The following is a 21,185-nucleotide window of genomic DNA, read 5'->3' as shown; positions in this document are numbered from 1 at the left end:
TCACCGTAGCGCCACGCCATGCGTGGCTGGCACAAGCCGACGCACCATCACCGTAGAGCCACGCCATGCGTGGCCGGCACAAGCCGACGCACCATCACCGTAGAGCCACGCCACGCGTGGCCGGCACAAGCCGACGCACCAACACCGTAGAGCCACGCCATGCGTGGCTGGCAGAAGCCGACGCACCATCACCGTAGCGCCACGCCATGCGTGGCTGGCAGAAGCCGACGCACCATCACCGTATCGCCACGCCATGCGTGGCCGGCACAAGCCGACGCACCATCACCGTAGCGCCACGCCATGCGTGGCCGGCACAAGCCGACGCACCATCACCGTAGCGCACGCCACGCGTGGCTGGCAGAAGCCGACGCACCATCACCGTAGCGCCACGCCATGCGTGGCTGGCAGCCGTCCGCACGCCGGAACCAAGGGCAGCCCCGCATGGCGTGGCTCTACCCCCTCCATTTCACCTGGCCTGGCGGCCCAGTTGCTCGGCGTGTAGCAGCCACGCATCCCGCTGCGCCGCGGTGCTGCTGCGCACCGGGCCGAGCCCGGTGATCCGCACCGGCTTGATCCCGCAGAACTCCAGGATGGTGCGCCGGATCTGCTGGTGCCCCGGCATCCGGTACACCCAGCGGTAGTACCAGGGCGGGGTGTCCAGCGTGGTGATCACCCGCGCGCTGCGGCCGGCCAGCAGCCGGTCCCACCACACCGAATCCTTGCGGTAGCGGAACGCCACGCCCGGCAGGAAGGCGCGGTCGAAGAAGCCCTTCAGCAGGGCCGGCATGCCGCCCCACCAGGTCGGGTAGACCAGCACCAGGTGCTGGCACTCCGCGATGGCGGCGTTGACCTGCTGCAGGGCCGGCTCCAGCGGCTGGATCTGGCGGTAGCCATGGCGCAGGATCGGGTCGAAGGCGAGTTCGCCGAGCGCGAACAGCTGCACGGGGTGGCCGGCGGCCTGCGCGGCCTGCCGGTAGCGCTCGGCCAGAGCCCCGCACAGGCTGTCGCGGTCGGGGTGGCCAAGCAGGATAACGATCGAACGGGACATGGGGGCGCTCGTGAGGGGAGCGCGCAGCCTACGGTCTGCCCCATGGGGCAGAGTCAAGCGGCCAGGCAGTCACCGCTGGCCATGCACGCATCCAGCGGCCCGGTGTCGCCGTGGCCGATCAGCACGACCACCTCGGCGCGAAGCTGTGTCAGCGCGGCATCCAGTTGCTGCAGGCGCTGCATGTCCGCGCGCACCGCCTGCTGCCGCTGCGCCAGCAGCGCCTGCACGCGCAACCAGTCGATGCCGCCATCGGCGCGCCGCAGCGCGGCCACGTCGGCCAGCCGGAAGCCCAGTGCAAGGGCCTGCCGGATCAGCAGCACCAGGTTGAGATCCTGCTCGGTGTAGTCGCGGTAGCGGTTGATCCGCGCCACCGTGGCCAGCAGCCCACGCGCCTCGTACAGGCGGATGGCCTTCTGGCTGGCGCCACTGCGCCGCGCCACCTCGGAGATGCGCATCAGTCGCGCACCAGGCCGCCGTCCACCACCAGGTTCTGCCCGGTGACCGCGCGCGACCAGGGCGAGGCGAAGAACAGGGCGGCATCGGCGAACTCGGCCGGGGTGGTCACGCTGCGCAGCGGTGTGTTGGCCGCGATGTAGTCGAATACCGCCTCCGGCGTGGCCGCACTGGCATCGGTGCTGCGCAGCAGGCCGCCGGACAGCATGTTCACGGTGATCCCGTCCGGGCCGAGGTCGCCAGCCAGGGTGCGGGTGAGCGACAGCAGCGCGGCCTTGGCCGCGGTGTAGTCGTGGTAGGGCACCACCGGGTTCTGGAACAGGTTGGTGCCAATGTTGATCACGCGCCCGAAGCGCTGCGCGCGCATGCCGGGCAGGGCGGCCTGCACGGTGTTCAACGCGCCGCGCACGCTGCCTTCGAACTGCGCATTGAATGCCTGCCAGCCGATCGCATCGGCCTGGGCGCGGGCGTCGCCGTTGAACGAGAAGGCGGCCAGCGCGTTGTTGACCACGCTGGTGACCTCGCGACCGAAGTGCGCGCGGGCCTGCGCGAACATCGCCTGCACCTGCGCGGGGTCGGTGACATCGGCGCGCACCGCGAGCGCGGCCGGGCCCAGGTCGGCGGCCAGTGCGCTGGCGGCGTCGGCGCTGTGCAGGTAGTTGACCAGCACCTGCGCGCCTTCGCGCGCAAAGGCGCGTACCAGGTGCTGGCCGAGGCCGCGGGCGCCGCCGGTGACGAGGACGAGTTGCTGGGAAAGCTGCATGGCGGACCGGCGGCAAGGAGGGGGCGCACAGGGTAGCAAGCGACATCGCGCCCCGGCCGGGCGCCTGCCTGCATGGCGGTGGCGTTTTTCCCCTTGTGCAGGCTTGCCGCCACCCGCTAGCCTGCGCGCATGACCAACACACCTCTTCGCCTGCTCATCCACGGTGCCTCCGGACGCATGGGCCAGGCCCTGCTGCGCCTGGCCGCCGACCATCCCGACCTGCAGGTCGTCGCCGCGGTGACCCGGCGCTCGCCGGTACAGCGCGTGATCGACGGCGTGCCGCACTTCGCCGCCAGCGAGCTGGCCGGCGCGCCGCCGTTCGACGTGGCGATCGATTTCAGCCTGCCCGAGGGTTTCGACCCGGTGCTGGCGCTGTGCGTGGAGCGCCAGGCCGGGCTGGTGTCGGGCACCACCGGCATCAGCGAACAGCAGCGTCAGGCCCTGATCCAGGCGGCCACCGGCATCCCGCTGGTGTGGGCCTCCAATTTCAGCCTGGGGGTGGCGGTGCTGGACGAGCTGGTCGAGCGCGCCGCGTCGGCGCTGGCGGGCTGGGACTGCGACATCGTTGAATCGCACCACGTGCACAAGCAGGACGCGCCGTCGGGCACCGCGCTCACCCTGGGCGCGGCCGCGCAGAAGGGCGGGGCCGAGCCGCACTACGCCAGCCTGCGTGCCGGTGACATCGTCGGCGAGCACCTGGTCCAGTTCACCGGGCTGGGCGAGCGCATCGAGCTGACCCACCGGGCCACCAACCGGGACATCTTCGCCCGTGGCGCGCTGTTCGCCGCGCGCCAGCTGAATGGGCGGGCGCCCGGCAGCTACCGGGTGCGTGACCTGTTGGCCGGCCCGGCGCCCGCCAGCGCCGGCTGAGCCGCTCCCGGCACAGGCCACCGTCGATCGCCGCCAGTGCGCGGGATCGGCGGGTCGGGCCAGGCTGAACAGGCCCGGGCCAGCCTGAACCGAGGGCGGGCCCGGCATCGCCGTACGTCAGCGCATGCATGTAAACGCTGGCATCGCAGGCCCCTTGCCTTTACAATTCCCGCTCGCCGAATCACGACAGCCGGACCGGTCCCGCACCGCCGTCCGCGCTTTTTTGCAGCCGCTTTTTCGTGAAGCGCAGGCGTGACTTCGGTGACCCCATCGGTAGCCAAAGTGAGAATTCCGTGACCCAAGCCGCAATCCTCGTCCTCGAAGACGGCACCGTATTCGAGGGCGAATCCGTAGGCGCGCCCGGCCTGTCCGTCGGTGAGGTGGTGTTCAACACCGCGCTGACCGGTTACCAGGAAGTGCTGACTGACCCTTCCTACGCCCGGCAGATGGTCACGCTGACCTACCCGCATATCGGCAACACCGGCATGACCGACCAGGACGACGAGGCCCACAAGGTCTGGTCGGCCGGTCTGATCGTGCGCGACGTGCCGCGCCGTCCCAGCAACTGGCGCAGCCAGGTGTCGCTGCAGGACTGGCTGCTGCAGCGTGGCGTGGTGGCCATTTCCGGCATCGATACCCGCAAGCTGACCCGCATCCTGCGCGAGCGCGGCGCGCAGAACGGTGCGCTGATGGCCGGTGACGGCCTCAACGTGGAGACGGCGCTGGAAGCGGCACGCAAGTTCCCGGGCCTGAAGGGCATGGACCTGGCCAAGGTGGTAAGCACCGACAAGGCCTACCCCTGGACCGAAGGCCAGCTGGACCTGGACAGCAACGAGTTCGTCAGCGCTGCGCCGAGGTTCAAGGTGGTGGCCTACGATTTCGGCGCCAAGCTCAACATCCTGCGCATGCTGGCCGAGCGCGGCTGCGAGATCACCGTGGTGCCGGCGCAGACCCCGGCCGCCGAGGTGCTGGCAATGAACCCGGACGGCGTGTTCCTGTCCAACGGACCGGGCGATCCGGAACCGTGCGACTACGCGATCGAGGCGATCAAGGTGTTCCTGGACAAGAAGCTGCCGGTGTTCGGCATCTGCCTGGGCCACCAGTTGCTGGCGCTGGCCTCCGGCGCCAAGACGGTCAAGATGGGCCACGGCCACCACGGTGCCAACCACCCGGTGCAGGACCTGGACGATGGCCGGGTGATGATCACCTCGCAGAACCACGGGTTCGCGGTGGATGAAGCCACGCTGCCGGCGACCCTGCGGGTCACCCACCGCTCGCTGTTCGATGGCACCAACCAGGGCATCGCGCGCACCGACGTGCCGGCGTTCTCTTTCCAGGGCCACCCGGAAGCCTCGCCGGGCCCGCACGACGTCAGCCCGCTGTTCGACCGTTTCGTGGACCTGATGGCGCAGGCCAAGGCCTGACGCGTCGCCGCCGGCGAGCCCGGCGGCATCGCGACGGATCGCGACGTCCTGCACTGCCGCTGCCTTCGGCGCGGCGCTGCACCCCGGAAGTTTCCTGATCGACAGCGTGCGATCACCCCGACACGCTGTACTGACTTAGAGAAGACAATGCCCAAGCGCACTGACCTTAAAACCATCCTCATCATCGGTGCTGGCCCGATCGTCATCGGCCAGGCCTGTGAGTTCGATTACTCCGGCGCGCAGGCCTGCAAGGCGCTGCGTGACGAGGGCTACCGCGTGGTGCTGGTCAACAGCAATCCGGCCACGATCATGACCGACCCGGAGATGGCCGACGCGGTCTACATCGAGCCGATCAACTGGCAGACGGTCGAGAAGATCATCGCCAAGGAAAAGCCCGACGCCCTGCTGCCGACCATGGGGGGCCAGACCGCGCTGAACTGCGCGCTGGACCTGGCCGACAACGGCGTGCTGGAGAAGTACAACGTCGAACTGATCGGCGCCAAGCGCGACGCGATCCGCATGGCCGAAGACCGCGAGCTGTTCCGCGTGGCGATGGGCGAGATCGGCCTGGAATGCCCGTCGGCGGCGGTGGCGCACACGCTTGAAGAAGCGATCGAGATCCAGACCCGCGTCGGCTATCCGACCATCATCCGCCCCAGCTTCACCCTGGGCGGCAGCGGTGGCGGCATCGCCTACAACCGCGAAGAGCTGGTCGATATCGTGACCCGCGGCCTGGAACTGTCGCCGACCACCGAAGTGCTGGTGGAAGAGTCGGTGCTGGGCTGGAAGGAGTTCGAGATGGAGGTGGTGCGCGACACCGCCGACAACTGCATCATCGTCTGCTCGATCGAGAACCTGGACCCGATGGGCGTGCACACCGGTGACTCGATCACCGTGGCCCCGGCGCAGACCCTGACCGACAAGGAATACCAGCGCCTGCGCGATGCCTCCATCGCCGTGCTGCGCAAGATCGGCGTGGATACCGGCGGCTCCAACGTGCAGTTCGGCATCAGCCCGACCACCGGCCGCGTGGTGGTTATCGAGATGAACCCGCGCGTGTCGCGCTCCTCGGCGCTGGCGTCCAAGGCCACCGGCTTCCCGATCGCCAAGGTCGCCGCCAAGCTGGCGGTGGGTTACACCCTGGACGAATTGAAGAACGAAATCACCGGCGGCCTGACCCCGGCCTCGTTCGAACCGTCGATCGATTACGTCGTCACCAAGATCCCGCGCTTCGCCTTCGAGAAGTTCCCGGCGGCCGACGCGCGCCTGACCACCCAGATGAAGTCGGTGGGCGAGGTGATGGCAATGGGCCGCACCTTCCAGGAATCGCTGCAGAAAGCGCTGCGTGGCCTGGAAACCGGCAAGATCGGCCTCGACCCGACCGGTCTGGACCTGTCCAACGAGGACGACATCACCACCCTCAAGCGCGAGCTCAAGGCCCCGGGCCCGGAGCGCCTGTTCTTCGTCGGCGATGCGTTCCGCGCCGGTTTCAGCGTGGAAGACGTGTTCGCGCTGTCGCACATCGACCCGTGGTTCCTGGACCAGATCGAAGAGATCATCCAGGCCGAAGCGCAGGTCGCGGCCGAGGGCATCGATGCGCTGGACGCCGCGCGCCTGCGCAAGCTCAAGCGCGCCGGCTTCTCCGACGCCCGCCTGGCCGAACTGACCGGCACCAACGAAGCGGCCGTGCGCGCGCTGCGTCGTGCCCACAAGGTGCGCCCGGTGTACAAGCGCGTGGATTCCTGCGCGGCCGAGTTCGCCACCAGCACCGCCTACCTGTACTCGACCTACGAGGACGAGTGCGAAGCGGCGCCGAGCAACCGCGACAAGATCATGATCCTGGGCGGCGGTCCGAACCGCATCGGCCAGGGCATCGAGTTCGACTACTGCTGCGTGCACGCGGCACTCGCGCTGCGCGAGGATGGCTTTGAAACCATCATGGTCAACTGCAACCCGGAAACCGTCTCCACCGATTACGACACCTCCGACCGCCTGTACTTCGAGCCGCTGACGCTGGAAGACGTGCTGGAGATCGTCGAGCTGGAGCAGCCGAAGGGCGTGATCGTGCAGTACGGCGGCCAGACCCCGCTGAAGCTGGCACGCGCGCTGGAAGCCAATGGCGTGCCGGTGATCGGCACCTCGCCGGACTCGATCGACCTGGCTGAAGACCGCGAGCGTTTCCAGCAGCTGGTGGACAAGCTCGGCCTGAAGCAGCCGCCGAACCGCATCGCCCGCAACGACCAGGAAGCCCTGCTGCTGGCCCGAGAGATCGGCTACCCGCTGGTGGTGCGTCCGAGCTACGTGCTGGGCGGCCGTGCGATGGAAATCGTCTACGGTGAATCCGATCTGGCCCGCTACGTTCGCGACGCGGTCAAGGTCTCCAACGACTCGCCGGTGCTGCTGGACCGCTTCCTGGACAACGCCGTGGAAGTGGACGTGGACATCATTGCCGACAAGGACGGCAACGTGCTGATCGGCGGCGTGATGGAGCACATCGAAGAGGCCGGCGTGCATTCGGGCGACTCGTCCTGCTCGCTGCCGCCGTACTCGCTGTCGGCCGAAACGCAGGCCGAGCTGCGCCGCCAGGTGGTCGAGCTGGCCAAGGCCCTGAACGTGGTCGGCCTGATGAACACCCAGTTCGCCATCCAGGCCGGCGAGAACGGCGAAGACATCGTCTACCTGCTGGAAGTGAACCCGCGTGCGTCGCGCACCGTGCCGTTCGTGTCCAAGGCCACCGGCATGGCGCTGGCCAAGATCGCCGCGCGCTGCATGGCCGGCAAGACCCTGGCCGAACAGGGCGCCACCAAGGAAATCGTGCCGGATTACTACTCGGTCAAGGAAGCGATCTTCCCGTTCGCCAAGTTCCAGGGCGTCGATCCGATCCTCGGGCCGGAGATGCGTTCCACCGGCGAGGTGATGGGCGTGGGCCGCAGCTTCAGCGCCGCCTTCGCGCGCGCGCAGGAAGCCGGCGGTATCAAGGCCCCGCCGCTGGGCAAGGCCTTCGTCTCGGTGCGTGACCCGGACAAGCAGCGCGTGCTGCCGGTCGCCCAGGCCCTGCTGGAGCGTGGTTACACCCTGGTCGCCACCCGTGGCACCGGTGCGTGGCTGCAGCAGCACGGCATGGACTGCGAGATCGTCAACAAGGTCGTCGAAGGCCGCCCGCACATCGTCGATTCGATCAAGAACGGCGAGATCGTGTATATCGTCAACACGACCGAAGGTCGCGCGGCGATCAACGACTCGTTCTCGATCCGTCGCGAGGCGCTGCAGCACCGCGTCACCTATTCGACCACCATTGCCGGCGCCAAGGCGCTGGTGCAATCACTGGAATTCCGCGGTACCGGCCCGGTCTGGTCGCTGCAGGAACTGCACAAGGAGTTGAACGCATGAGAGCACCGATCACCCTGAAGGGCGCGCAGCGTCTGCGCGAAGAGCTTGACCACCTGAAGTCGGTCAAGCGCCCCAAGGTCATCGCGGCGATCGCCGAGGCGCGCGAGCACGGCGATCTCAAGGAGAACGCCGAGTACCACGCCGCGCGCGAAGAGCAGGGCTTCATCGAAGGCCGCATCAAGCAGCTGGAAGGTGAGCTTTCGCACGCCGAGATCATCGACATCACCAAGCTCAACGCCGGCAGCAAAGTGGTGTTCGGCGCGACGGTGGAGCTGTCGGACGTGGAAAGCGATGAAGAGAAGCGCTACCAGATCGTGGGCGACCTGGAGGCCGACATCAAGCTGGGCCTGATCGCGATCTCGTCGCCGCTGGCGCGCGCCCTGATCGGCAAGCTGGAAGGCGACGCGGTCACCATCGACGCACCGGCCGGCCAGCGCGAGTACGAAATCGTCAGCGTCCAGTACCTGGACTGACATGGCCACCGCCACGCTGCTGCTGCCGGCGCGCAGCCGGTTTCCGGCCGCGCCTTTGCCCGATGACGTGGCCAAGGCGCTCGGTCGTGCCGAACGCAGCAGCGTGGACGGGGGTGAACGCGCCCAGTTGCAGCGGCATTTCCAGCTGCAGCCGGCGCAGTGGCCGGTTGCAGCGTTGACCCGACAACTGGATGTCGGCGACGCCGGGGACGCGATCTGGTTGCGTGCCGACCCGGCCAATGTCGTGCCGGACATGCAGGGCGCACGGATGATGGGCCACGGCGACACGCTGCGGCCCGATGCCGAGGACGTGGCCCAGCTGCTGCCGGCCTTGCAACCGTTGTTCGCCGGGTTCGGGTTCATCCTGGATGCGCCGGTGCCCTCACGCTGGTACCTGCGCCTGCCGCCGGGCACCACGTTGCCGGACTTCCACAGCCCCGATGACGTGCTGGGCGACGATCTCTTCGCGCATCTTCCCGACGGCGATGCGGGGCGCCGATGGCGCGCCCTGCTGACCGAAGCGCAGGTCGTACTACACACCCACGACTGGAACCAGCAGCGCGTGGCCGACGGCAAGCGTGCGATCAATTCGCTGTGGTTCTGGGGCGGCGGCGCGTTGCCGCAGTCGGTGCATACCGCCCATGCCCAGGTCCGCAGCCGCGAGGCGTTGCTGCAGGCCTTGGCCAAGGCAGCCGGGCTGCAGGCCGACAACGAACAGCAGGTGGACGCCCTGGTCGACCTGCGCCAGCTGCGCTCGCTGGACCAGTTGGGCAACGATGCGATCCGTCCGTTGTTGTCGGCGCTGCAGCGTGGCGAACTGCGCCGGCTGGTGCTGGATTTCGAGGACGGGGTACGCTTCGAGATCGACAAGGGCCAGCGCTGGCGCTTCTGGAAAAAGCCGGTACAGCTGCACGACGCGTGAGGCGCGGCCGCCCATAGGGGGGCGCAACCGGATCGGCATCACCTCGTAGAGCCACGCCGTGCGTGGCTGCTCTTCGTTCTTGCACTGCGCAGCCACCCATGGGGTGGCTCTACACGCCGGCACCGCGCGCAGCCACCCATGGGGTGGCTCTACCGGATCGGCATCACCTCGTAGAGCCACGCCATGCGTGGCTGCATTTCGTTCCGGCACCGCGCGCAGCCACCCATGGGGTGGCTCTACCCGACCCGTGTGTGCGGCAGGTCGCCGCCAGCAGCCGGTATCATGGCGCGCGTCGACACCTGTTCGGCGTTCCGCCTGCCATTCGAGTCTGCCTTGTCTTCTTCCGATACGCCCCAGATCCAGCGCCGCCCGCTTGCGCCTGCCGCCACGGCGTGGCCCGCCGATATGCTCCCGTTGCTGCAGCGCCTGTACGCCGCGCGCGGTGTCACCGATGCCGCGCAGGCACACCCCAAGCTGGCCCAGCTGCATGCGCCGGAGCTGATGGGCAGCATGCAGGCGGCGGTGGAACTGCTGGCGACGGCCATCGCCAACGACCAACGGATCCTGGTGGTGGGTGATTTCGACTGCGATGGCGCCACCGCCTGCGCCGTCGGCGTGCGCGGGTTGCGCATGCTCGGCGCGCGCGACGTGGTCCACGCCGTGCCCAACCGCATGCTGCACGGCTACGGCCTCTCTCCCTCGCTGGTGGCCGACCTGGCCCCGCTGCAGCCCGGCCTGCTGGTCACCGTCGACCACGGCATCGCCTGCCATGCGGGCGTCCGCGCCGCCAAGGCGCTGGGCTGGAAGGTGCTGGTCACCGACCATCATCTGCCCGGCGAGCAGTTGCCGCCGGCCGATGCGCTGGTGGACCCGAACATCGATGGCGATGCGTTCCCGAGCAAGTCGCTGGCCGGCGTCGGCGTGATCTTCTACGTGTTGATGGCCTTGCGCCGGCACCTGCGCGGGCAGGGTGCGTTCGGCGCCGGCCCCGAGCCGGACCTGCTGACCCTGCTGGACCTGGTCGCCGTCGGTACCGTCGCCGACCTGGTGGCGCTGGATGCCAACAACCGTGCGCTGGTCGCCGCCGGCCTGCGCCGCCTGCGTGCGGGGCAGGGCTGCGTGGGCCTGCAGGCGTTGATCGAGGCCAGCGGCCGCGACCCGGCCCGGCTGAGCGCGACCGATATCGGCTTCGCGCTGGGGCCACGGCTCAACGCCGCGGGCCGCCTGGAAGACATGGCGCTGGGCATCGAGCTGCTGCTCACCGAAGACCGCAGCCAGGCCCGCGACATCGCGCAGACGCTGGAGCAGATCAACGCCGAGCGCCGCGCCGTGCAGCAGTTGATGACCGACGATGCCGAACTGGCGGTGTCGCGGGCGGTGCTCAGTGCCGAAGGCGAACGCCCGATCGCCGCGTGCCTGTTCGATGCCGAGTGGCACCCGGGCGTGGTCGGGTTGGTCGCCTCCAAAATGAAGGACCGCCTGCACCGCCCGGTGATCGCCTTCGCGCCCGCCGAACCAGGCAGCGACGCATTGCGTGGCTCGGCCCGTTCCATTCCCGGCTTCCACATCCGCGACGCACTGGCGCTGGTCAACGCGGCGCACCCGGGCCTGATCGACAAGTTCGGTGGGCACGCGATGGCGGCCGGCCTGAGCCTGCCGCACGCGCGCCTGGACGACTTCCAACGCGCTTTCGTGGCGGTGGTCGCGGCGAGCATGGACCCGGCCGCGTTGCAGCAGCAGTTGATGAGCGATGGCGAGCTGGCGCCCGCCGAACTCGACTTCCGGCATGCCGAGGCGTTGCGCCTGGCGGGCCCGTGGGGGCAGGGCTTCCCCGAGCCGCTGTTCGATGGCCACTTCCAGGTGGCGCGCTGGCAGGTGCTGAAGGAAAAGCACCTCAAGCTCAGCCTGCGGGTGCCCGGCCGTGCCGAGCCGCTCAACGCCATCCATTTCAGTGGCTGGAAGGGTACCGCCCCCGCCAACCACGTGCATATCGCCTACCGGCTGGTCAGCGATGACTACCGGGGCGGCGGGGCGATCCAGCTGATCATCGAGCATTGCGCCGATGCCTGACGCCGCCCGGCGCTGCACCGGGGCACGGCGCGGCGAACGCGCAGCGCCCGGTGCGCGGGTTTACTTCTGGACCTTGGTCACCAGCGTCGGCAGGTCCCACGGACCGCCGGCCGAGACCAGCCGGCACAGGCCCGAGCTGGATACCGCGGTGCGCACGAACGCAGTGCCGTTCCAGGCCCAGCTGGCGGTGTACCAGCAGTCGCCCAGGCCACGGCCCTTGTGGCCCTCCTCGATGGTCACCGTGTCATCGGCCACGGCGGAGGCGGTGACCAGCGTCGGCTGGTACGGCGCGCGGTCGTTGACCACCCAGTAGCCGTCGCCGGTGTTGTAGGCCGCACGCCAGCAGGCCTGGGACACCAGCAGCTTGCTCGCGCTCAGCCGCTGCACGGTGATCTCCTGCGGGCCTTCATTGGCGATCATGCCGTCGCCCGGGTGCAGCGCTTCGCAATCGTCGGCCGAGGTTGCCGCGGCCAGCGCCGCACGCAGGGCGGCCGAGGTGGCCAGCGCCTCGTCGGCAGGGCGGGTGGCCACGGCCTTGACCAGCTTCACCACCGGCACCGGCAAGGCCGGCAGCACCGTGCTTTCGGGGTTCTTGCCCTTGCGCACCAGCGCGCCGGGCGTGCCCAGCCGGCCCTGGTACTCGTCCATCTTCAACAGCACCGCCGAAGCACCGCGATCGGACACGGTCCAGCGCCTGCCGTCGTTGCCGACCAGCACGATGCGGCTGCTGCGGGTCAGCGAGGCAAGCAGGGCCGTCACCTGCGCGGGTGACAGCTCCGCAGTGCCCTCGGCGGCGGCGTACTTCAACGCGCCGAGCTTGGCGTCGTTGATCTGCAGCGACAGCTGCTTCGGCAGCGTGACCTCGTCGTACTGGCCCAGCATCAGCTCGGCGGAGACCGGCTGGTCGGGGCCGGCGCGGCGGGTGAGCAGGATCGAGACCGGCGGGTTGTCGCCGTCGTCATCGTTCTGGTAGCCGGCCGCGCGGCAGGTGCGGGTGTTGTCGCAGGCCAGCGTCCAGTCATTGTGGGTGAAGCTCAGCCCGCTGGTGGCGGGGGCGGCGTGGGCAGCCAGGGCCGGGGCCAACAGCAGCAGCGGCAGCAGGGCAGTCGGGCGCATCGGGACATCCTTGTAGACGTGGTTCGGGGGAGCGGCATCTTGGCCCACGGCGATGCCCGCGCCAAGCCTTGCATTGCCTCAACCCCGTTTGCCCGCATGATCCGTTCAACCTGCTGTCATCGGATCGGGAGCGTCACATGCAATGCGCACTTCGTGGGATCGGCATGCTCGGCATGCTGTGGCTGGGAAGCCAGGTGGGCATGGCGCAGGCGCGCCCGGCGCTGGCGCCGCGCCCGCCGGCAACGGCGCCGCTGCTGCAGGTGGCAGGGGCGGAGCGGCCGGTGCAGCTGCGCACGGTGCGCCTGGACAGCCACGTGGTGGTGGGCCTGGGCGAGACCCGCATCGAGATGGAGTTCCATAATCCCAATGCGCGGGTGCTGGAGGGCCAGCTGGAATTCCCGCTGGCCGATGGCCAGCAGGTGGCGGGTTTCGCGCTGGATATCGACGGCACGCTGCGCGACGCGGTGCCGGTGCCCAAGGCGCAGGGACGGCAGGTATTCGAGGCGATCGAGCGGCGCCGGGTCGATCCGGGCCTGCTCGAGCAGACCGCAGGCAACCAGTTCCGGCTGCGTGTGTACCCGATCCCCGCCAAGGGCAGTCGTCGCGTGGCGCTGACCCTGCGGCAGACGCTGCCGGTGGATGCGCAGGGCCTGCGCTGGAACCTGCCGCTGCAGTTTGCCCGCGGGGCGGGGCAGGTCAGCGTCCGGATGGACGCCAGCGGGACCGGGGCGCCGGTGCCCAGCACGCCGTTGCCGTGGCAGTTCCGTGCCCGCGACGGTGCCTACGTGGCGCAGTGGCAGGGCGCCGGCGACGCCCTGCCGGGGCAGGCCCAGTGGCGGTTGCCGCAGGTGCGCCAGGCGGATGTGGTGACCGGGTTGCATGACGGGCAGCGCTACCTGCTGGCGCAGGTGCCGTTGCCGGTGCAGGCCACGCCGCGGTCGCTGCCGCGTCGCATCGGGCTGCTGTGGGATGCCTCCGGCTCGGCACGCCAGCGCGACCGCGATGCGGAACTGGCGGTGCTGGAGGGCTACTTCCGTGCGATCGGCGAGGGCGAGGTGGCCCTCACGGTGCTGCGCGATCGTGCCGAACCCAGCCGCAGCTTCCGCATCCATGGCGGCGACTGGAGCGCGCTGCGTGCGCACCTGGCCAGCCTGCCGCTGGATGGCGCCAGCGCGTTGACCGCATGGACCCCGCGTGCGGACATCCCCGAGTACCTGCTGGTCAGCGACGGCCTGTCCAACTACGGGGCGCCGGCCTTGCCGCCCCTGGGCGCCGACCAGCGCCTGTATGCACTCAGCAGCGCCGGCGCACGCACCGACGTCGCTCGGCTGCGCGCCTGGACCCAGGCCCACCACGGCCAGGCGCTGGTGCTGTCCACGCCGGCCGACGTTGCGGCGGCGCTGCCCCTGCTGTTGCAGCAGCCGGCCGAGGTCGCGGCGCTGCACGGCACCGGCGTGGATCAACTGACCGCCGATGCCGGCAGTGCAAACCAGGGCTGGTTGCGGATTACCGGGCGCGTACAGCGCGACGATGGCCAGATCGACGTCGCGCTGCGCCTGGCTGACGGTCGCCTGCATCGCGAGCGCATTGCGGTGCGCTCGGCGCGTGCGCTGGACGGCGGGCTGGTCGCGCAGGCCTGGGCCAACGCGATGCTGGCCACGTATGCCGCCGATCCGGCTGCCCACGCCGCCGACATCCGCACGCTGTCGCAGCAGTTCGGCATCGTCGGCGCGGATACCTCACTGCTGGTCCTGGAGTCGCTGGACGACTACCTGCGCTACGGCATCCGCGCGCCGGCCCCATGGCGTGCCGAGTACGACCGCCTGCACGCGCTGCGGCTGGACGATGAAACGCAGGCGCGCCGCCAGCGCCTGGACCAGATCGCACGCCAGTTCGCCGACCGCGAGCGCTGGTGGAACACGCGCTGGCCGAAGGACCGCCCGGCACGCAGCGAGGGCCTTGAAAAGTCCGCGCCGATGACGATGACGATGCCGGTGGCGGTCGCTGCGCCTGCACCCCAGGCGCAGATGGAGGCCCTGGCCAACGACGGGGTCACCCCACCGTCGCCGCCCGCACCGCCTGCGCCGATGGCGCTGGCAGCCCCTGCCAGGAGCCATCTCGAGGGGGTGGAACTGACCGCCGCCCGCGCCGTCGCCCCGGCCAACCGCGGTGCCATCGCCATCAGCCTGGCGCCGTGGGCACCGGATTCGGCCTATGCCCGCCGCCTGCGCGATGCCACGCCGGCCCAGCTCTATGCCACCTACCTCGACGAACGCGCGCAGCACAGTGACAGCAGCGCCTTCTACCTGGACGTGGCCGACCTGCTGCTGGCCAAGGGCCAGCGCGACCTCGCGCTGCGGGTGCTGTCCAACCTGGCCGAGATGCAGCTGGAGAACCGCCACGTCCTGCGCGTACTTGGCTACCGGCTGATGCAGGCCGGCGCGCCGGAGCTGGCCGTGCCCGTGTTCCGCGAGGTGCTGCGGCTGGGCGAGGAAGAACCGCAGAGCTTCCGCGACCTCGGCCTCGCACTGGAGGCCAGCGGGCAGTACGCGCCGGCCGTGGCGATGCTCAACGAAGTGGTGGAGCGCCCGTGGGACCGGCGCTTCGACGGCATCGCGCTGATCGCCCTGGACGAGTTGAACACGCTGGCCGCGCGCGAGCGCGTGGACCTGGGCGCGGTCGATCCACGCCTGCGCCGGGCGATGCCGCTGGACCTGCGGGTGGTCCTCAGCTGGGACAGCGACAACAGCGACATGGACCTGTGGGTGACCGATCCCAATGGCGAGCGCGCGTACTACGGCAACCGCCTCACCTACCAGGGCGGGCAGATGTCGCAGGACTTCACCGGCGGCTACGGTCCCGAGCAGTTCTCGCTGCGCGATGCCAAGCCGGGCAAGTACAAGGTGGAAGCGAACTTCTTCGGCAGCCGCGAGCAGCTGGTCACCGGTGCCACCACGCTGAGCCTGCGCCTGAGCACGCATTGGGGCACCCGCCGGCAGCGCGACCAGCAGGTCACGATGCGCTTGAAGGACCGCGCCGACACGGTGCTGGTGGGCGAGTTCGAGGTGAAGTAGCGCCTGCATGCGGGGGCTTGCCTTCACCGCGGCAACAGCGGCGGCGAAGGCGGCCCCGAACCGGCAGGCAGTGACCAATGACGGGTTCAGGGGATGCATGGCGGCAGCTAGAATCGGACTTCTGCCGCATCCTGTCGGGCCTTTCGCGTGAATACCCCCATGGTCACTTCCAAGCCGGTGCGCTGGCGCCCGGCCAGCCGCCTGCTGGTCTGGACGGCGATCCTGCTCGGCAGTGCCGTGGCCAATGCGGTGGTCGAGGTGATGGACGCGCAGCGCCGCGGCGAGATGCTCGCCTTCTGGCAGCCGCTGGTCTGGGAAGCGAGCAGCGCGACGCTGATCCTGCTCACGCTGCCCCTGCTATGGTGGGGCTGCCAGCGCTGGCCGCTGCACGCCGATACCTGGCGGCGCCGACTGCCGCTGTACCTGCTGGCCAGCGTGGCGTGGTCGCTGGTCCACGTAGTGGGGATGATGCTCCTGCGCCACCTGGCCTACGCCAGCGTGGGCGAGCACTACGTGGACGGTTCCAGTTGGCCCACCCGGCTGCTGTACGAATACCTCAAGGACGTGCGCGCGTTCTTCACCTTCGTGGCGCTCGAGCACTTTTTCAGCTGGTTCGGGCGCCGGCGCCAGGGCGAGGCGCATCTGCTGGTCGCGCCCGAGGACGTGCCGCCGGAGGAACCGGTCGATCGCCCGGAGCGGTTCCTGGTGCGCAAGCTGGGGCGCGACTTCCTGGTAGCGACCGCCGATATCGAATACGCCCAGGCCGCGGGCAATTACATGAACCTGCACGTACGCGGCCACGACTACCCGCTGCGCAGCACCATGGCCGCGCTGGAGGCCCGGCTGGACCCGGCCCGGTTCGTCCGGATCCACCGCAGCTACGTCCTCAACCTGGGCTTTCTGGTGTCCATCGAGCCGCTGGACAACGGCGAGGCGCGCGCCCACCTGGCCGATGGCACTGCGCTGCCGTGCAGTCGCCGCCAGCTGCCGGGGCTGCGGGCGGCGCTGGGGCAGGGCGGCACGCCGCCGGTCAGCGCGGCCACGCCAGCATGAACGGGCGGCCTGGGCTACAATTCCGGTCTTGTCCCAAGCCTTCAACACCGCCGATATGATCGAGCTCAATCCCGTGCGCCAGCGAATCACCGATCTGACCGATCGCGTGCTCTCGCTCAGGGGGTATCTTTGACTACGACGCCAAGAAAGAGCGTCTGGAAGAAGTAACCCGGGAACTGGAAAACCCAGACATCTGGAACAACGCCGAGTACGCCCAGAACCTTGGCCGCGAACGCGCAACCCTGGAAAAGACGGTCGGCGGCATCGCCACCATCCTCGACGGGCTGTCCGAGTCGGGCGAACTGCTGGAACTGGCTGAGAGCGAACAGGACGAAGATACCGCCCTGGCCGTGGTCGCCGACCTGGACAAGTACCAGAAGCACGTGGAGCAGCTGGAATTCCAGCGCATGTTCTCCGGCCAGATGGATACCGCCCCGGCGTTCGTGGACATCCAAGCCGGTGCCGGCGGCACCGAAGCCCAGGACTGGGCCGAAATCCTGCTGCGCATGTACCTGCGCTGGTGCGAATCGCGCGGTTGGAAGACCGAGCTGATGGAAGTGTCCGGTGGCGACGTCGCCGGCATCAAGTCGGCCACGCTGCGCGTGGAAGGCGATTACGCGTATGGCTGGCTGAAGACCGAGACCGGCGTGCACCGCCTGGTGCGCAAGTCGCCGTTCGACTCGGACAACCGCCGCCACACCAGCTTCACCTCGGTGTTCGTGTCCCCGGAAGTGGACAACAACATCGAGATCGACATCAACCCGGCCGACCTGCGTACCGACGTGTACCGGTCCTCGGGCGCGGGTGGCCAGCACGTCAACAAGACCGAGTCGGCGGTGCGTATTACCCACATCCCGACCAATACGGTCGTGGCCTGCCAGACCGGCCGCAGCCAGCACCAGAACCGCGACAACGCGATGAAGATGCTGGCCGCCAAGCTGTACGAGCTGGAAATCCAGAAACGCAACGCCGAGCGCGATGCGGTGGAGGCCACCAAGTCCGACATCGGCTGGGGCAGCCAGATCCGCAATTACGTGCTCGACCAGAGCCGGATCAAGGACCTGCGCACCGGCATCGAGCGCTCGGACACCCAGAAAGTGCTGGACGGCGACCTCGACGAATTCGTCGAAGCCAGCCTGAAGTCCGGCCTGGCCGTGGGCTCCAAACGCATCGACGCCTGACCGTCGGGCCGCCGCGCGCGGCCCGATGCGCCCGCCCCGGGCCCGCCCGGGGATTTCGCACTCTGCCCCGTCCATCGGCATGATGGCGGGGTTCGCACCTCCCCCCATACATAGACCCACGCCATGAACGATCAGACCCCCGCGCCGCAGCCCCCCGTCGACGAGAACAGCCTCATCGCCGAGCGCCGCGCGAAACTGACCGCGCTGCGCGGGCAGGGCATCGCCTACCCTAACGACTTCCGTCGCGAGCAGTTCGCCGGCAACCTGCAGGCCGAATTCGCCGATGCCGACCAGTGGACCGCCGAGGCGCTGGAAGCGACCGACCGCCACGTGAAGATGGCCGGCCGGCTGATGGCCAAGCGGGTCATGGGCAAGGCCAGCTTCGCCCAGATCCAGGACGAGTCCGGCCGCATCCAGCTGTTCCTGCAGGGCAGCACCCTGGGCGATGCCTACACCGCCTTCAAGGGCTGGGACGTGGGCGACATCATCGCGGTGGAAGGCGGCCTGACCCGCACCAAGACCGGCGAGCTGTCGGTCAAGGCCACCAGCATCCGCCTGCTGACCAAGTCGCTGCGCCCGCTGCCGGACAAGTGGCACGGCCTGGCCGACGTGGAGCAGCGCTACCGCCAGCGCTACGTCGACCTGATCGTGACCCCGGAGTCGCGCGAGGTCTTCATCAAGCGCTCGCGGATCATCCGCGCCATGCGCGCCTGGCTGGACAACCGCGACTTCCTGGAAGTCGAAACGCCGATGATGCATTACATCCCCGGCGGCGCCACGGCCAAGCCGTTCACCACCCACCACAACGCGCTGGACCTGGACCTGTACCTGCGCGTGGCCCCGGAGCTGTACCTCAAGCGCCTGGTCGTGGGTGGCCTGGAGCGCGTGTACGAGATCAACCGCAACTTCCGCAATGAAGGCGTCAGCACCCGGCACAACCCGGAATTCACCATGATGGAGCTGTACGAGGCCTACGCCACGTACACCGAGGTGATGGACCTGACCGAAGGCGTGATCCGCGACGTGGCCAGCAAGGTGCTGGGCACCACGACGGTGGAGTGGGACGGCGCCACGATCGACCTGGCCCCGGCGTTCCGCCGCTGGCGCATGGACGAGGCGGTGCGCCACCACAACCCGGAGATCAGCGCCGCCGACTGCACCGACCGCGACGCGCTGGCCGCCCATTGCGAGCGCCTGAAGATCCGCATCAAGCCGTCCTACGGCTGGGGCAAGCTGCTGCTGGAGATCTTTGAAGCCACCGTCGAGCACACCCTGGTGCAGCCGACCTTCATCACCGACCACCCGGTCGAGGTCTCCCCGCTGGCCCGGGCCAACGACGACCAGCCGGGCTATACCGATCGCTTCGAGCTGTTCATCAACGGCAAGGAACTGGCCAACGGCTTCTCCGAGTTGAACGACCCGGAAGACCAGGCGGCCCGCTTCCAGGCACAGGTGACGGCCAAGGAAGGCGGCGACGACGAGGCCATGCACTACGACGCCGACTACATCCGTGCGCTGGAGTACGGTATGGCCCCGACCGGCGGCCTGGGTATCGGCATCGACCGGCTGGTGATGCTGCTGACCGGCAGCAGTTCGATTCGTGATGTCCTGCTGTTCCCGTATATGCGTCCCGAAAACTGAGACGTAGGTCCGGCTGCCCGGGGAGGGCAGCCGCGACGGGGTTCCGCTCCCGCGGCTGCGCGCGTATGGTTTCGTGCGTGGCCATCCCGGTATCCGGGCGCGATGGCCAGGCGAGGATCGTTCAGGTGATGCATGACATGCGCATCACGCTATGAGCACGATCATGAACCGGCAGATCACGACGGGAGGCGGATCCATGCAAGGTGCCAGTGTGCAAAGTGGCGGAGTATCCTTTCCGCAGCATGTTCCAGTGTGGTCCAGGAAGACGGCGGAAGCATCCTTGAATATTGTCATCGTTGACGACCAGACGTCCGCGCGCACCATGCTCCGTCATGTCATCGAGGACATCGCGCCGGAACTGAGCGTGCACGACTTCGGCGATCCGCTCACCGCGCTGGCCTGGTGCGAGTCGCACCCGGTGGACCTGCTGCTGCTCGACTACCGCATGCCGGAGATGGACGGGCTGGAGTTCGCCCGCCGCTTCCGCCGGTTGCCCAAGCACCGCGACATCCCGGTCATCCTGATCACCGTGGTCGGCGACGAGCCGATCCGCCAGGCCGCGCTGGAAGCGGGCGTGATCGATTTCCTGGTCAAGCCGATCCGGCCGCGCGAGCTGCGCGCCCGCTGCTACAACCTGTTGCAGTTGCGCCAGCAGTCGGAGAACGTCAAGCAACGCGCGCTGTCGCTGGAGCAGCGGCTGCTGGCCAGCATGCACGAAGTGGAAGAGCGCGAACGCGAGACCCTGTCGCGGCTGGCGCGCGCGATCGAGTTCCGTGATGCCGGCACCAGCGCCTACCTGGAACGCATGGCGCACGTGGCCGGGCTGATCGCCGAGCAGCTCGGGCTGCCGGAAGAAGAATGCAAGCTGATCGAGATGGCCGCCCCGTTGCACGACATGGGCAAGATCGCCATTCCCGATGCGGTGCTGCTCAAGCCGGGCAAGCTCAACGAAGAGGAGCTGGCGATCATGCGCCGGCACCCGCGGATCGGCTATGAGCTGCTGAGCGGCAGCCAGAACCGGTTCATCCAGGTCGGCGCGCTGATCGCGCTGCGCCACCACGAACGCTACGATGGCAGTGGCTACCCCGATGGCCTGATCGGCGATGCGATCCCGCTGGAAGCGCGGATCGTGGCGGTGGCCGATGTGCTGGATGCCCTGATTTCGCCGCGCCCGTACAAGGAAGCATGGACGATGGAAGCGACCCTGGCCTACCTGTATGCACAGCGTGGCCGCCTGTTCGACCCGCGTTGCGTGGACGCGCTGCTGCGCGGCCGCGAGCAGCTCGATGAGATCTGCGCGCAGCATTCCACTGCGTCGTCCCGACCGGGGATGTGAGATGCAACCCCTGTACCCGTGGCTGAAGCGTCGGTTGGCGCAACGTCCGGATACGGAGCACAACCAGGCGATCGTCAGGATCGCGATGATCTCGTTGATCCTGGTGTACGTGCTGCTGGCCGGAGCACGCAACCACCTGCTGGACCAGTACCAGGCGGTGCTGGCCACGGCGCTGACCGGGCTCGGCGCATCGCTGCTGCTGTTCGGCTGGCTGCTGTGGCGGCCGCAGCGTTCGCACCCGCGCCGCGTGCTGGGCATGCTGGCCGACTATGGCCTGATCGCGGTCGGCATGGTGCAGATGGGCGAGCCGCTGGCCTGGGTGTACGTGGTGGTGATGTGGGTGACGGTCGGCAACGGCCTGCGCTACGGCA

The 21,185-nt window shown here is 68.9% G+C and carries 15 protein-coding genes; 11 read left to right on the top strand and 4 right to left on the bottom strand.

The features are described 5' to 3' along the window. Positions 1-466: 466 nt before the first annotated feature. The 3 genes from AC06FD_RS16410 to AC06FD_RS16400 are packed head-to-tail and all read right to left on the bottom strand — an operon-like array spanning position 467 to position 2,264. The gene (locus AC06FD_RS16410; RefSeq protein WP_478078359.1) at positions 467-1,048 is read right to left on the bottom strand and encodes an NAD(P)H-dependent oxidoreductase; all 582 of its coding nucleotides are present in this window, start codon (positions 1,046-1,048) and stop codon (positions 467-469) included. A gap of 53 nt (positions 1,049-1,101) precedes the next feature. Then, the gene (locus AC06FD_RS16405; RefSeq protein ID WP_394163738.1) at positions 1,102-1,503 is read right to left on the bottom strand and encodes a MerR family transcriptional regulator; all 402 of its coding nucleotides are present in this window, start codon (positions 1,501-1,503) and stop codon (positions 1,102-1,104) included. Further along, entirely contained in the window at positions 1,503-2,264 is a 762-nt protein-coding gene (locus tag AC06FD_RS16400) for a 3-oxoacyl-ACP reductase (protein ID WP_449336271.1), read from the bottom strand. Before AC06FD_RS16400 ends, AC06FD_RS16405 begins: the two co-directional genes overlap by 1 nt. A 129-nt stretch (positions 2,265-2,393) precedes the next feature. On the opposite strand from AC06FD_RS16400, the gene dapB reads away from it, so the two are divergent. From dapB to recJ, 6 genes are all read left to right on the top strand, one after another. Then, the gene (dapB, locus tag AC06FD_RS16395; RefSeq protein ID WP_259202462.1) at positions 2,394-3,134 is read left to right on the top strand and encodes a 4-hydroxy-tetrahydrodipicolinate reductase; all 741 of its coding nucleotides are present in this window, start codon (positions 2,394-2,396) and stop codon (positions 3,132-3,134) included. A 293-nt stretch (positions 3,135-3,427) separates the two neighbouring features. Then, positions 3,428-4,558, top strand: a complete 1,131-nt coding sequence (carA, locus tag AC06FD_RS16390; RefSeq protein WP_259202464.1) for a glutamine-hydrolyzing carbamoyl-phosphate synthase small subunit — start codon at positions 3,428-3,430, stop codon at positions 4,556-4,558. A 147-nt stretch (positions 4,559-4,705) separates the two neighbouring features. After that, positions 4,706-7,948 carry a carbamoyl-phosphate synthase large subunit gene (carB, locus tag AC06FD_RS16385; protein ID WP_259202465.1) on the top strand — a complete coding sequence of 1,081 codons (3,243 nt, stop codon included), beginning with the start codon at positions 4,706-4,708 and terminating at the stop codon, positions 7,946-7,948. Between the two features lie 8 nt (positions 7,949-7,956). Next, positions 7,957-8,421 (top strand): transcription elongation factor GreA, encoded by a 465-nt coding sequence (gene greA, locus AC06FD_RS16380; RefSeq protein WP_026069738.1) that lies wholly within the window; start codon positions 7,957-7,959, stop codon positions 8,419-8,421. Between the two features lies 1 nt (position 8,422). Continuing rightward, on the top strand, positions 8,423-9,343 hold the full coding sequence (locus AC06FD_RS16375) for a phosphoglycerate mutase (protein WP_259202466.1): 921 nt from the start codon (positions 8,423-8,425) through the stop codon (positions 9,341-9,343). A 282-nt stretch (positions 9,344-9,625) separates the two neighbouring features. Next, complete coding sequence (gene recJ / locus AC06FD_RS16370) at positions 9,626-11,413, top strand: single-stranded-DNA-specific exonuclease RecJ (RefSeq protein ID WP_394163741.1); 1,788 nt, start codon at positions 9,626-9,628, stop codon at positions 11,411-11,413. 60 nt (positions 11,414-11,473) lie between these two features. On the opposite strand, the gene AC06FD_RS16365 is transcribed toward recJ, so the two are convergent. Further along, complete coding sequence (locus AC06FD_RS16365) at positions 11,474-12,529, bottom strand: DUF1176 domain-containing protein (RefSeq protein WP_478078358.1); 1,056 nt, start codon at positions 12,527-12,529, stop codon at positions 11,474-11,476. A gap of 137 nt (positions 12,530-12,666) precedes the next feature. On the opposite strand from AC06FD_RS16365, the gene AC06FD_RS16360 reads away from it, so the two are divergent. The 5 genes from AC06FD_RS16360 (at position 12,667) to rpfG (ending at position 20,814) form a co-directional block, all read left to right on the top strand. Continuing rightward, the gene (locus AC06FD_RS16360) at positions 12,667-15,603 is read left to right on the top strand and encodes a VIT domain-containing protein (protein ID WP_478078357.1); all 2,937 of its coding nucleotides are present in this window, start codon (positions 12,667-12,669) and stop codon (positions 15,601-15,603) included. 159 nt (positions 15,604-15,762) lie between these two features. After that, on the top strand, positions 15,763-16,656 hold the full coding sequence (locus tag AC06FD_RS16355) for a LytTR family DNA-binding domain-containing protein (RefSeq protein WP_478078356.1): 894 nt from the start codon (positions 15,763-15,765) through the stop codon (positions 16,654-16,656). A gap of 55 nt (positions 16,657-16,711) precedes the next feature. Further along, positions 16,712-17,837, top strand: a protein-coding gene (gene prfB, locus AC06FD_RS16350) for a peptide chain release factor 2 (RefSeq protein ID WP_259203508.1) whose coding sequence is annotated in 2 segments (ribosomal slippage) — positions 16,712-16,786 and positions 16,788-17,837 — 1,125 coding nt in all. Because the reading frame shifts where the segments join, the coding sequence is not laid out codon by codon here. 123 nt (positions 17,838-17,960) lie between these two features. Next, a complete protein-coding gene (gene lysS, locus AC06FD_RS16345; protein WP_478078355.1) occupies positions 17,961-19,478 on the top strand; it encodes a lysine--tRNA ligase in 1,518 nt (505 codons plus the stop codon). A 196-nt stretch (positions 19,479-19,674) separates the two neighbouring features. Then, entirely contained in the window at positions 19,675-20,814 is a 1,140-nt protein-coding gene (gene rpfG / locus AC06FD_RS16340) for a cyclic di-GMP phosphodiesterase response regulator RpfG (protein WP_259202475.1), read from the top strand. Positions 20,815-21,185: the final 371 nt, after the last annotated feature.

The sequence above is a fragment of the Stenotrophomonas sp. Steno-Z1 genome (genome assembly GCF_056393175.1).
This window is presented reverse-complemented; position numbering and strand designations above follow the sequence as displayed.

Excerpts from the sequence above, each read along its gene's own strand:
- AC06FD_RS16410 (WP_478078359.1), bottom strand. The coding sequence starts at position 1,048 with ATGTCCCGTTCGATCGTTATCCTGCTTGGCCACCCCGACCGCGACAGC.
- AC06FD_RS16405 (WP_394163738.1), bottom strand. The coding sequence starts at position 1,503 with ATGCGCATCTCCGAGGTGGCGCGGCGCAGTGGCGCCAGCCAGAAGGCC.
- AC06FD_RS16400 (WP_449336271.1), bottom strand. The coding sequence starts at position 2,264 with ATGCAGCTTTCCCAGCAACTCGTCCTCGTCACCGGCGGCGCCCGCGGC.
- dapB (WP_259202462.1), top strand. The coding sequence starts at position 2,394 with ATGACCAACACACCTCTTCGCCTGCTCATCCACGGTGCCTCCGGACGC.
- carB (WP_259202465.1), top strand. The coding sequence starts at position 4,706 with ATGCCCAAGCGCACTGACCTTAAAACCATCCTCATCATCGGTGCTGGC.
- AC06FD_RS16375 (WP_259202466.1), top strand. The coding sequence starts at position 8,423 with ATGGCCACCGCCACGCTGCTGCTGCCGGCGCGCAGCCGGTTTCCGGCC.
- recJ (WP_394163741.1), top strand. The coding sequence starts at position 9,626 with ATGGCGCGCGTCGACACCTGTTCGGCGTTCCGCCTGCCATTCGAGTCT.
- AC06FD_RS16365 (WP_478078358.1), bottom strand. The coding sequence starts at position 12,529 with ATGCGCCCGACTGCCCTGCTGCCGCTGCTGCTGTTGGCCCCGGCCCTG.
- AC06FD_RS16360 (WP_478078357.1), top strand. The coding sequence starts at position 12,667 with ATGCAATGCGCACTTCGTGGGATCGGCATGCTCGGCATGCTGTGGCTG.
- AC06FD_RS16355 (WP_478078356.1), top strand. The coding sequence starts at position 15,763 with ATGGTCACTTCCAAGCCGGTGCGCTGGCGCCCGGCCAGCCGCCTGCTG.
- lysS (WP_478078355.1), top strand. The coding sequence starts at position 17,961 with ATGAACGATCAGACCCCCGCGCCGCAGCCCCCCGTCGACGAGAACAGC.
- rpfG (WP_259202475.1), top strand. The coding sequence starts at position 19,675 with ATGCAAGGTGCCAGTGTGCAAAGTGGCGGAGTATCCTTTCCGCAGCAT.